The organism is Halomonas elongata (genome assembly GCF_029081005.1).
GTDB classification, from domain to species: domain Bacteria; phylum Pseudomonadota; class Gammaproteobacteria; order Pseudomonadales; family Halomonadaceae; genus Halomonas; species Halomonas elongata_B.
In genome coordinates this window covers 1-11,779 of the sequence record NZ_JAJQTQ010000024.1, presented here as the reverse complement: position 1 = coordinate 11,779, position 11,779 = coordinate 1, and the positions used below count along the sequence as shown (strand labels likewise).

At 57.1% G+C, this 11,779-nt stretch carries 9 protein-coding genes; 3 read left to right on the top strand and 6 right to left on the bottom strand.

Features of this window, described 5'->3' with window-relative positions; genetic code table 11:
- Nucleotides 1-56: 56 nt before the first annotated feature.
- Nucleotides 57-1,088, bottom strand: coding sequence for an aldo/keto reductase (locus LU493_RS15255; protein WP_275288654.1), 1,032 nt, complete (start codon nt 1,086-1,088; stop codon nt 57-59).
- Entirely contained in the window at nt 1,088-2,308 is a 1,221-nt protein-coding gene (locus LU493_RS15250) for an MFS transporter (RefSeq protein WP_275288653.1), read from the bottom strand. The genes LU493_RS15255 and LU493_RS15250 overlap by 1 nt, the downstream gene beginning before the upstream one ends.
- Before the next feature lie 109 nt (nt 2,309-2,417).
- Between LU493_RS15250 and LU493_RS15245 the strand changes: the two genes are divergently transcribed.
- Nucleotides 2,418-3,341 carry a LysR family transcriptional regulator gene (locus tag LU493_RS15245; RefSeq protein ID WP_275288652.1) on the top strand — a complete coding sequence of 308 codons (924 nt, stop codon included), beginning with the start codon at nt 2,418-2,420 and terminating at the stop codon, nt 3,339-3,341.
- Between the two features lie 110 nt (nt 3,342-3,451).
- Here the strand turns inward: LU493_RS15245 and LU493_RS15240 are convergent, their stop codons facing one another.
- Nucleotides 3,452-4,351, bottom strand: a complete 900-nt coding sequence (locus LU493_RS15240; protein WP_275288651.1) for a cation diffusion facilitator family transporter — start codon at nt 4,349-4,351, stop codon at nt 3,452-3,454.
- 229 nt (nt 4,352-4,580) lie between these two features.
- On the opposite strand from LU493_RS15240, the gene LU493_RS15235 reads away from it, so the two are divergent.
- Nucleotides 4,581-4,844 (top strand): helix-turn-helix transcriptional regulator, encoded by a 264-nt coding sequence (locus tag LU493_RS15235; RefSeq protein WP_275288650.1) that lies wholly within the window; start codon nt 4,581-4,583, stop codon nt 4,842-4,844.
- Nucleotides 4,834-6,093, top strand: a complete 1,260-nt coding sequence (locus LU493_RS15230) for a type II toxin-antitoxin system HipA family toxin (protein ID WP_275288649.1) — start codon at nt 4,834-4,836, stop codon at nt 6,091-6,093. The genes LU493_RS15235 and LU493_RS15230 overlap by 11 nt, the downstream gene beginning before the upstream one ends.
- 186 nt (nt 6,094-6,279) lie before the next feature.
- On the opposite strand, the gene LU493_RS15225 is transcribed toward LU493_RS15230, so the two are convergent.
- The 3 genes from LU493_RS15225 to LU493_RS15215 form a co-directional block, all read right to left on the bottom strand.
- Nucleotides 6,280-7,050, bottom strand: a complete 771-nt coding sequence (locus LU493_RS15225) for a metallophosphoesterase (protein WP_275288648.1) — start codon at nt 7,048-7,050, stop codon at nt 6,280-6,282.
- Between the two features lie 191 nt (nt 7,051-7,241).
- Nucleotides 7,242-8,864, bottom strand: coding sequence for a TIGR04141 family sporadically distributed protein (locus LU493_RS15220; protein ID WP_275288647.1), 1,623 nt, complete (start codon nt 8,862-8,864; stop codon nt 7,242-7,244).
- A gap of 757 nt (nt 8,865-9,621) precedes the next feature.
- The gene (locus tag LU493_RS15215; RefSeq protein ID WP_275288646.1) at nt 9,622-11,019 is read right to left on the bottom strand and encodes an AlbA family DNA-binding domain-containing protein; all 1,398 of its coding nucleotides are present in this window, start codon (nt 11,017-11,019) and stop codon (nt 9,622-9,624) included.
- Between the last annotated feature and the right edge of the window lie 760 nt (nt 11,020-11,779).

Sequence of the window (11,779 nt, the reverse complement as noted above, 5' to 3'; positions counted from 1 at the left end):
GCGCCCGCCGCCCATTCACACCGCCTCCTGAGCGCCCCTTTTTCAGTGCGCTTCAGTCATACCAATGGTGGATTACGTTCCGCGAACTGACCGTTCCAATAAGGGTAATAGGGGTAAGGCGGGGTCACCGCACTCGCCGCATCCAGACGCGCGACCTGAGCGTCGTCGAGACACCAGCCGACGGCGCCGAGATTCTGCCGCAACTGGGTTTCGTCCCGGGCGCCAATCAGCACCGACGACACCGTCGGCCGTCGCAGCAACCAGTTGATCGCCACCTGCGGTACGGTCTTGTCGACTTCCTCGGCAATCTCGAACAACACATCCAATACCCGATACAATCGTTCGTCCGGTACCGGTGGCGCGAACCCCTCTGTCTCGTGAAGACGACTCCCCGCGGGTAGCGGCTGGCCACGACGAATCTTGCCGGTCAGACGCCCCCAGCCCAGCGGGCTCCACACCAAGGCACCCAGCCCCTGGTCCTGTCCCAGGGGCATCAGTTCCCACTCGTAATCCCGGCCCACCAACGAGTAGTACGTCTGGTTGGCCACGAAGCGCGCATACCCGTAGCGTTCGGCGACGCTCTGGGACTTCATCAACTGCCAACCGGAGAAATTGGAAGCGCCCAGGTAGCGCACCTTGCCGGCCCGCACCAGATCATCCAGCGCCGACATGACGTCTTCCACCGGCGTCATGGCGTCGAAATGATGCAGCTGCAGCACATCGATATAGTCGGTTTCCAGCCGTTTCAGCGCGCGCTCGGTAGCGCGGATCAGGTGGTGGCGGGAACTGCCGACGTCGTTGGCGTCCTCGCCGCTGCGCAGCGACAGCTTGGTGGATACGATCACTCGGTCGCGACGGCCTTTGATCGCCGCGCCGAGAATCGTTTCCGAGGCGCCGTCGGAATACACATCGGCGGAGTCGAACAGATTGACGCCGGCATCCAGGCATACATCGATAAGCCGTTTCGCTTGCGCTACGTCGGTATTGCCCCAGGCACTGAACAGCGGCCCCTTGCCGCCGAAGGTACCGGCCCCGAAACCCAATGCCGGCATCTTGAAACCGGACCGCCCCAGATAACGGTATTCCATCACACTCTCTCCTGTTCGCAGGAAATTGACGGGGCGGGCTGGATAGCCGTGCCCCGATCTCGCTTGATTGCCCAGGCGGCCACTGCCAGCCCGGCCAGAGACACCAGGGCGGCGGCGCCGGGCACGGCGGTAAAGCCGCCACCCTGCTCTATCACCACACCACCCAGTCCGGCGCCCAGGGCATTGCCCAGGTTGAACGCGCCGATGTTGAAGCTTGACGCCAGGCTGGCCGCGCCTTCCGCCCGGTTAAGCACCCATAGTTGCAAGGGCGCCACGGTGGCGAAGCCGGCCATACCCAGCAGGCCGACGAAGACCACCGCCGTCCATTGGTAATCGAGCGCAAAAGGAAACAGACCCAGTACGGCGACCAACACTGTCAGCGTGGTCAGCAGCGCCGACGCCAGTCCCCGGTCCGCCAGTCTTCCGCCGAGCAGGTTACCGACGATCATGCCGACGCCGAACACCAGCAGAATCAGCGACACCGCCTCCTGGGAGAAGCCGGCGATACCGGTCAGCATCGGCTGAATGTAGGTGAATACGGTGAACACCCCGGCGAAGCCGAGCACCGTCATCAGCAGCCCCAGCAACACCATTGGTCGGCCGATCGCCGCCAGACTCGCGCGCCAGCCAGATTCCTCGCCGTCGCCGCTGTCGCGGGGCACGACGAGCGCAATCACCAGAGTCGCCAGCATGCCCACGCCGGTGACTGCCCAGAAGGTGGTACGCCAGCCGTACTCATGTCCCAGCCAGGCGCCGGCGGGTACGCCCATCAGCGTCGCCACGGTCAGGCCGGTGAACATGATCGCGATGGCGCCGGCCCGCTTGTCCGGCGCCACCAGGCCGGTGGCGACCACCGAACCGACGCCGAAAAAGGTGCCGTGTGCCAGGGAAGTGACCACCCGGGCGACCATCAGCATGGGGTAACTCGGTGCCAGTGCGCAGGCAAGGTTGCCCAGGGTGAAAATAACCATCAGCACCACCAACACCGTCTTGCGCGGCCAGCGGGTACTGGCGATGGTGAGCAACGGCGCACCCACGAACACGCCCAGGGCATAGCCGGAAATCAGCAGGCCCGCGCGGCGAATGCTCACATCCAGATCCGCGGCCACCTGCTCCAGCACCCCCATGATCACGAATTCGGTGGTGCCGATGCCGAAGGCACCAATGGTCAAGGCGTAAAGCGCCCAGGAGACCGAGCGCGAAGAGCTTGCCGTCATCATTGAAACGTCCCTCAAGGAATGATGAGACGAATGCTAGATTCGAATTTTCTTCCTTGATACCTTTATTATCTTCAATCACTTTCAATATTTTATTGATAATGAGCCCGCCATGGATCGTCTGAGCGACATCGCCCTCTTTCTTCGCGTGATGGATCTGGGCACGATCAGCGCCGCCGCCCGTAGCCTTGATTTGTCGTCGGCGGTGGCCAGTCAGCGTCTGCAGCGGTTGGAGAAAGGCCTCAACGTGCGGCTGTTACATCGCACAACCCGACGCCTCCATCCCACCCCGGAGGGGCTGGCGCTGGCGGAACAAGGCCGCGACCTGGTGGAGGGACTGGAAGCACTCACCCAGGATCTACGCGGCAGCGCCGACAATGTCACCGGCACCCTGCGCGTCACCCTGCCCCACTCTTTCGGGCGCCAGTACATCTCGCCGCTGTTGCCGGAGTTCCTGAACCGCTATCCCCGGCTGGACCTGTGTGTCAGCCTGACCGACCAGATGACGGACCTGGTGGGCGAGGGCTACGACCTGGGCATTCGTATCGGCGTTCTGGAAGATTCCAGCTGGGTGGCCCGACGCTTGGCCGACGACCAACGGGTACTGTGCGCCACTCCCGGCTACCTCGACCGCTACGGCACCCCGCAACGCCCCGCCGATCTTGCCGACCACCAATGCCTGGTGCTTTCCAGCAGCCGGCAGAGACAGGATGTCTGGCACCTCACCGACAACCAGGGGCAAAGTGAGGCGATACAGGTCGGGGGTCGCATACGCAGTAATCAGGGAGAGATGCTCACCGAGGCGGTACTCGGCGGCCTGGGTATCGCCCGGCACTCGGTGTGGCATATCCACGAACATCTGTGCAGCGGCCGGCTGAAAGTGGTGTTGCCGGATTACCGACTACCGGAAACCGGTATTCACGCGGTGATGCCCCAGCGGCAACTAGTGCCGCCCCGAGTGCGGGCGTTCGTGGCATTCCTGGAAGATCGGCTTGCCGAGCACCCGGTCTGGGCATTACGACCGGAAGACCACTAACTAGCCACAAGCCCGGCTCATGGCTGTGACCAATCACTGCCACTGGTGACAGTGCCACAAATAAGTCTTCCCTCGCGCCGTCATGATGGGCGGCGCCCGCCGCCCATCACTCAGTGACCCGTCTCATCGACACAGCCCTGCCACGACTCGACCTGGATCGTCGAGTGCTCGACGGCGAAAGCGTCGCTCAGCATCGTCTTGATCTCGACCAGCACCCGCTCCTGGTCCGCCCCCTCGTCCAGAATCGCATGCAGCGACATCAGATGGTGCCCCGGCGTCAGTGACCAGGCATGCACATGATGAACATCGCGGACCTCCGGCAGCCGCTCGGCAAGCTCGCGCTTGACCTGCTCCACATCCAGGCCTTCCGGCGTGCCTTCCAGCAGGATATGCCCGGACTCCCGCGTCAGCTTCCAGGCGCTGCGCAGGATGAGCGCCGCCACCAGCAGCGACAACAAGGGATCGATCGGCGTCCAGCCAGTCAGCAGTATCACCACGGCGGCGACGATCGCGGCCACCGAGCCCAGCAAATCGCCCAGCACATGCAGGGCCGCACCGCGAATATTGAGGTTCTCGCGATCCCCCATGTGCAGAATGGCGAAGACCACCAGATTGACGACCAGCCCGAGCCCGGCGATCACCAGCATGGTGCTACCGGCCACGGAGATCGGCGTGAACAGCCGACGGATCGCCTCGATGGCAATCCAGACGACGATGGCGATCAACGTCAAGCCATTGACGAAGGCCGCCAGCACCTGAACGCGATGATACCCATAACTGCGTCGCGTATCGGCCGGACGCCGGCTGATCCAGGCGGCGAACAGGGCCAGCGCCAACGCCGCGGCATCGGTGAGCATGTGCCCCGCATCGGCGAGCAGCGCCAGCGATCCCGACAGCACACCGCCGACCAGCTCGGCCACCATGAAGCCACCCGTGAGCAGGATGGCCCAGCCCAGGCGACGCTGGCTGTCGTGCCCCCCATGGGTGCCATGATCATGTTGATGAGACATCAGACCTCCTCTGTCAGGGGATACCGCTCACCCCATTCTCGCCCCCTTCCAGCCACGGAGTCGACCGACGCCATGGCAATCGCTTGCCTACTCGACATTACCGATCGGTAATAATCTGAGTTAGAAGACGTCTGCCGACGACAAGAATTACCGATCGGTAAATTCATGGCTGTACGCGCAGGCGCATGACGCTATACTTACCGAACGGTAACTCAATTCTGGATCGTCCATGGCCGACTTCAAGCCGCCCAAGACGCTTGGCGAACACGTTCGTCACAGCGAAGACCTCGGCAAGCTGGTCCGCCAGGTCCGAGCCGAACAGGAACTGCTGCAAAGCGACCTGGCCGGACTGGCCGGCACCGGCAACCGTTTCATCGTGGACCTGGAACGCGGCAAACCCACGCTGCAATTGCAGAAAGTCCTGGACGTGCTGGATCTCATGGGCCTCGAAGTCATCGTGCAACGCAAGGGAAACGCCCCATATGGCGAATGACCAGGCGCTGGATGTCTACCATGACCACGACCTGGTGGGCAGGCTATACAACGCCCAACCACTTCGCTTCGAGTACGCGCCAACCTGGCAGGCCTCTCCACACGCGACCAGCCTCTCCCCATCGCTGCCCGTTACCCGCCGCACCCATGTCGGCGACGATGTCATCGCGTACTTCGAAAATCTCCTGCCGGAAGGCGACCTTCGTCACCACCTCGAAATCCGCCATCAAACCAACAGCCTCTTCGGCCTGTTGAAAGCCATCGGCGGTGATACCGCCAGCGGTTTCACCCTGTTACCGCAAGGCGAGGAACTGGCCTCTCCCCACTACCGCCCGCTCAGTTGGGAGGCCGTGGCCGAGCATCTTCATCATCCCGAGCAAGGCTCGCTACTTGCCTGGCACGGCGATGACACCCGGATCTCATTGGCCGGTGCTCAGGACAAGCTGTTGCTGATGGTCCAGGATAACGGCCTCCCCGCCATCCCGGAGGGATCGGCCCCATCCAGCCATATTCTCAAGCCGGACATTCGCCGCCTGAACGGTGTATGGGGATCTGCACTGAACGAGACCTTCTGCATGCAACTCGCGAACCGGCTTGGTCTCGATGCAGCGGAAACCAGCTATCAGCGGGAAACTCGCGCCTGCCTCGTTCGCCGCTACGACCGCATCCCCGACGGGCAAGGAGGATTACGAAGACTGCATCAACTGGATATCTGCCAGCTCGCCGGGACCCCATCGAGCATCAAGTACGAAAGCGATGGCGGCCCCGGATTTGTGAGATGCCGAGAGCTGCTACAGCATGCCGGCGTACCGGCCAGGGACCTGCAACGACTCATCGGCTGGTTCTTCTTCAACCTGTTGATCGGCAACAACGACAGCCACGCCAAGAACCTTTCCCTCCTGTACACCGAAGCAGGGCCACGGCTGGCACCCTTCTATGACCTGATGAGCACCACGCTCTACCGCGGCTTGTCACGGCATTTCGCTTTCCAGGTCAACGGGGAGAACCGGCCCGGCAGCATCGAGGCATCGCACCTCGAATCACTCGCCCGCTCGATGCGCTTCCAGCCACGCTATTTCATCAAACAAGGCACCGGGTTGGCCGAGCGAATGCTTGCCACCCTGGATGACACCCACGCCGACCTCGGGATGATCGCCCTCCCCGGCACGGAACAGACCCTGCTGGAGCGACTCCATCAACGGATAGCGAGCAACTGTCACAGACACCCCGCCCGCTGGTCGACCGGCTGAGATCGCTCAACCTCGCAGCGCTAACCGGCTCGGGCTTCTCGAGGTTCGGAGCCTCTGGGGACCAAGGGGGCAGGTTGAAACGACCTGGGATTCTCGAGGAACTCATCAAGTCGTACTGGGTATCCGGATTAACTGGTTGATGGACGGCTATGACAGCAAGGAGCTCATCAGCGGATACAGTTCATATCAAGAGTGGCTGACCTCAAAAATCAGGTCTGGTGAGAACAAGGGCGGATCGAACTCGTCGGGATAGCCAGCGGGGTTGGCGATGACACGTGTTCCGCTCACATTGAGATCCACTGGCTCGTGCACATGTCCATGAATCCAAAGATCCATGCGGCCCATCAGCTGCGGAAGATGGGAAGCAAAAGCCGGGGAGAGTGCATCACCGCGGTAGCGTGATGGGATACAGGCAGACAGGGGCGCATGGTGGCTTATCACTACTCTTGGACCACTGAATGGCCGTGATAGCTCCCTTTCCAACCAGGCCAACGCCTTGACATGCAAGCGTCGACTTTCCGCCGGGGTGAAAACTTCTCCGTCCGGCTGCTCGATGATTCGGAAGTCTGGCATCAGGTCCAGCGCCCTGGCCTCGGTGAGTGACGGATCGTAGTTGGGCTGCCCGGCATAGAGGGCAAAATCGGTCCACAGCGTGGTGCCATGAAAGCGTATACCGTTCAGGGTCAGCGTGCGATTGTCCAGCAGATGGATACCGAGCCGTGCAGCCTCATCCTCCAGTTGCCGCCGCAGAGCCGGCATGGCAGTGCCGTAGAATTCATGATTGCCGGGGACGTAGAGGATAGGCGTATCGGAAAAATGTTCCACTGCCCAGCTGAGGCCCTGGACGCCTGCGTGAATGTCACCGGCCAGAATGACGAGATCGGCATCGGACTGCGGCAGTGTTCGCGGTTCGTCGAAGCCTTCCAGATGCAGGTCCGACAGTATCCTCAAGCGCATCGTCAGTTCCCCTTTGCAGTGCCCCAGGCGTGCCAGTTTGCTCCACGTGGATAACGAAGGCTAGATCGTCAACCACTTAATCTGGATACCCGTCGTACTCACGGAAGGGACAGCTTTCGGCCAGAAGCGGTCTTTCGGAGAGTCCTCATATAACGCCAGCAATGCACGCGCTTGTCGCGTGCATTGCATTGTTATGCGTGATCTCGCTCTATCTGTGAAGCGCCGGCGATCTTTACAGTAAAGCCTCGCTGAGAAAGGTTTTCATAGACCCGTGTAAGATTCACCTTGCTGAAAAACGGCAAACTTTCTTTTAGGCTTTGTCCGTCAGCACCCAAGATCAAGAAGATAACTTCGTACTCGGAACTTCTAATTGAGTTTAATGGCACAAGATCTCTTGCTCGAGGATTGACGCGCCGGAGTACCGTTCTTGCTTTTTTTCGAAACTCCTTGTCTCCCAACATTACTTCAGCCGATACACTACCTTGCGAAAAGAGATGACTTAATCCTGCTGATCCTCCTTTCCGGTGCTTGACGTGAACAAGCTGCTTATCTTGAGTCAGCAAATCACACAATTCGATTGGTGAGGTCGTCTGTGTACACTTCACTAACTTTTTATCCAAAAGAAAAAATCCTTGCTCCACGGCGGCTCTTTCATTGTAGTCGCCCTCAGTCTCGATCTTGACTTTTCCACCTTCTTCCCAAACGTAGACTCCGGGAAACTCTAGATCACTTAAGGCGACCATAGCCAGTGTTGAGTCGACTCCATTCATAAATGACTTACCTATCTCATACCAATTGCCGCCAAATATGACATTTTTTGTATCTCCAGAATCTAGCTCCAAGTACAAACAAGAGTAAACTGAATGGCCGAACTCGTTTTCATGGACATCGGTTACAAACAGTCGGTCTCTTTTAATCGATTCAATTGATACAGAAGCTGTGTCCACGTTATTTAAATATTGGTCCGCATCAATAGTCGGAGTCATATCTTTCTTGGATCTAGTAAAGCTGAAGCCTAGAACCTTGTCCCATTCAATGACTTCCGAAAGCGTGATTATCAACCCTGGGTCCTTGTTCTTCACCGCATCCAGCAACAATCCGTCCAGCGCTGAGATAGTGTCACCATCCTTAATACGGCGAATATTGTCTACCCAGCCAAAAGAGCTTTTATATAAATCGAGTTCGTAAAAGTAAATTAGCTGTGAGGCTACACGAGGCATTTCTTCGACTAACATTTCCTGACTGAAAGAATAAATCGCATCACCACCAGAGATGTTATTGAACCCCACTCCAGAGCGTGGCGAACCAGTGACTGCCCGGAGAACATCGCGAAAGATATCGATACCGAAGACACTTGCTTCAGAGCCTCGTGCGGCTTGCGATCTTTTCTGGATAGGCTGGTCTTCAAGCGTATGCAGATCAACACTTCGAAGGCTTTGATGGTTAAGAGTATTTAAAGCTGTCTTTAAGCCGAAATCTTGCTGAAAGCACCCTAAATTGAGAAGGAATCGACCGTAACCGAACGTGAAGGCTAACACTTTTCTATCTACACGAATAAGAAACACGGCGGAGCTCGATCTATTTGAGAGTTGATCAACTTCTGTGCCAGCCAAGGTGTCAATCAACGGGGCCCAACGAGGTCTCTTTTCCTCTTGGTTCTTCACATATATAACGCCATCAAAGTCGTGAGCTTCCTCTATTGCCAGTTCGGATACTTTTGCATCGGGACTAAGGAGGTCGCGGTATTCGCTACCTGAGAACTCGTCCTTCGCCAAAAGTACGTTCAGGCGTCTGTATGGCTTTTTCTCAGGCATAATTCCTCCTGTAACGCATAACGGCACTGTTCAGGCGACCCGGGCTAGCAGCCGCGCTGCTTGCCCGGGTCGCCTAGAACCGTTTGTTATGCAAGTGCTTGATCAGTTCTTGCAACCGTTTTTACTGCACGTGATCCGTTCGGATGTATTTACCCAATGACTTGGATTCTCGCGCGTATTGAACCCGCAGCCAGTGGTGCCGCCTTTGGTTCCTTTGTGTACTTCGCCAGTGGGCGTGTGCTTTACAGCCATTTACTCTCTCCTTATGGGGCTGGTTGGTTGCCCCATTTTCCACACCGGACGCGTCAGCCGCGCCGTCATCGTCAGCGTCGCCGGAAATGCACTCCAACGCGCTGCAGTGCTACTCCCGGTCTTCGCTGATCTCTTGATACATATACATCCCCGTTTCATTCCATTTGCGGAACACGTGGCCGCATACACAACGGGCATCATCTTTATCTTTCAACGGAAGGCTTTGGTACCGCACGCGATATTGCCGCCCACATTCTGGGCAACTCTCGGTGCCCAGTTCCGTAATTTCAAAGCTTCCCATGTCTCCTCCGGGTGCCACTGACCATTGCATAACGAAAAAGGTAACCGGCGCGGAGCCGCAACGCGGCGGAGCGTCCGGTTTACCGCCAGGTTAGGCGATCTTCGGCGTTGCGCTTCAAAGTTGAAATCTCGCGCTCCGAGTTAAGAAAATCCTCACTTTTGCTTCTTCGCACCCATCACCTTCCGATGGAACGCCCCAGAGCTCCTACCGGGTGGACTGGCTGTTCCTGCGCCGTTGGACTTCTATTGCTCGACGTCCGGCCCCTTGGAGAGCCTCATGATAAGGCGTAACTGTGTCGTTATCGTCATGCGGAATCCAACTAGGCACGCCAAACAAGACTGCAAGAGGATGAAACATCAATAGTGATTGAACGAGCATCCTTGCAGTTTCGTTATCCATGTCAGAATGACGAGAGATCTCAACGTAGCTTTCAGGTCCGGTGCCTCGTGGCAAGTGTGCGACAGAGTCGAGGCACATTGGTGGCCCAAATTTATCGAACCTCTGAATAATTTCCTGCACATCAATAAATAGCATATTTCGCCAAGCGTTCAATACCTTCACCTTCAAGAAATAGCTTTCCTTCCATCCCGCAAGCTCGCACAATCGATCCTGTATTCCGGCTACGCCGATGAGGATGTTAAACAAATAGTTGAGATCAACCACCCTCAATGTACTCGTCGTATATTTACCAAGAACCCCCATGAAGTTCTCTGCATATTCGTAGCCGTTTAAGTCGATGCTTAGATTTTCTGGGCGATCACGCTGATAGAGCGGCAAAGGAATGATAACATCGCTTGTAAGGTCCCGTCGAAGCCGCCAAGTAAGCGTTAGATTTTGAGGATCGTTGCCTTTAAGCTGCCTAGCGATGAACCCGTCGGAGGAAGTATGAACGGTGTCAAATGGTATTGCGCTCACACCAGCAGGTTCACTAAGTAAGGCGCGGACTTCGTCTTCGCTTTCCTCGAGCCATACGTCTCGTTCTGCCCAGCGATCTGCGACAAGCATTAGTCGAACATAGGGCAGCTCCTCCTCACGTTCAGAGAACTCAGGATCTTGGTCGTACCACTCCTTGTGGTGACGCTTGATTGCGTCAGCGCGACGCCAGAGCTGGTCCAGAACAAATCGATCATTCTCCGGCCGCGGTTCGGAGGAATCGGCAACGCGGCGGTAGATATGGCCACTCTTGTGAACATGAGGCGCAGTAACGCTTTGCGGAATCCAGGCACATATGACCGCACGATCTTGTGCGAGGTCGATGCTTGCGTCCGGCCCCCACAGCACACAGGTTTCGAAGTGTGGTGTTGGATTAAGTGAGTCGGCAGCAGATTTGCGCATCCGCTGGAGTGCCGGGTCGACCTCATCTTTCGATATCCCCGGAAAAGAGCCAGCGACAGGGCTCTCTTTTGATTCCTCCTGAACCCCAAGAAAAAGCCATCCACCGTAGGTGTTGGCAAATGCTGAAAGTGCTTTAGCTAGGGCTGATGCATTAGGAACCTCTCGCTTGTACTCGATATACCAACCTTCGGAAGCTTGCTTGAGGTACTGCAGGTCTGCTGATTGCAGGTCGCGGAGAGCTTTTGAAAATGGAGAGTAAGATTGCATTGAACCATGGCCCTAGTCGTTAACTTTTGATGACGTTCAACAGGCGTGGCAGTGTTAAGCTGGCGTCGCTCATGCCTAACAGGTATTAGACGGAACACTCTGATATTGAATGAACGCTAAGGCACGTTCAACAATGTTATACAGCGCAGCGCACATCCCATAACCTACTGAAAAACATTATAATTAAGTATAGCTCGGCAGCATAACACCAATCATCGTGCATGCTGCATATCTCCAATGAACGTGCTCGCTGCCTTTGCCGGCATGTCTCCTTTGGGTCGAAAGCCGACATGAAAGACTCAACTCGATACGAACACATGATAAAGCCTTCTCAATTGCATAAAGCATGCCATTATAGGGACAAGATTTTCTCATACCGGCTTGCCGTTAGAGGACTCTTGGAATGACCGTAGCCTATCCGGCTGCCTGTGTCATCGCTGTATTAGCAGATACGCGACCATGGTGGCACCCAACGACAGCGTGGGAATGAGCCATGGGTTCGGAAAAGTAGCCCGGCAGCAACCTGAACGATTTGATCGATGCCTGACCCTGGGTGCGTTGTGTCATTTCGTGGCATCGGTGCAGGCGGGAAAGACCGGAATTCCGGCTTTATGGGAGGATTCCCTCCCATAGCTGGGAAATCCTCGGGATCATGGTGGTTTCAACAGAGCGGGCTGATGCCACTAGGTTTTGTCTGAAAAGTCAGCACGCAGGCAACGGTCTATGCAAGCCAGACATACCATGGCGCTAAAGCTACTGG

Bases quoted from the DNA above. Each gene is read 5' to 3' on its own strand.
- LU493_RS15235 (WP_275288650.1), top strand. From the start codon at position 4,581: ATGGCCGACTTCAAGCCGCCCAAGACGCTTGGCGAACACGTTCGTCAC.
- LU493_RS15240 (WP_275288651.1), bottom strand. From the start codon at position 4,351: ATGTCTCATCAACATGATCATGGCACCCATGGGGGGCACGACAGCCAG.
- LU493_RS15215 (WP_275288646.1), bottom strand. From the start codon at position 11,019: ATGCAATCTTACTCTCCATTTTCAAAAGCTCTCCGCGACCTGCAATCA.
- LU493_RS15245 (WP_275288652.1), top strand. From the start codon at position 2,418: ATGGATCGTCTGAGCGACATCGCCCTCTTTCTTCGCGTGATGGATCTG.
- LU493_RS15255 (WP_275288654.1), bottom strand. From the start codon at position 1,088: ATGGAATACCGTTATCTGGGGCGGTCCGGTTTCAAGATGCCGGCATTG.
- LU493_RS15220 (WP_275288647.1), bottom strand. From the start codon at position 8,864: ATGCCTGAGAAAAAGCCATACAGACGCCTGAACGTACTTTTGGCGAAG.
- LU493_RS15225 (WP_275288648.1), bottom strand. From the start codon at position 7,050: ATGCGCTTGAGGATACTGTCGGACCTGCATCTGGAAGGCTTCGACGAA.
- LU493_RS15230 (WP_275288649.1), top strand. From the start codon at position 4,834: ATGGCGAATGACCAGGCGCTGGATGTCTACCATGACCACGACCTGGTG.
- LU493_RS15250 (WP_275288653.1), bottom strand. From the start codon at position 2,308: ATGATGACGGCAAGCTCTTCGCGCTCGGTCTCCTGGGCGCTTTACGCC.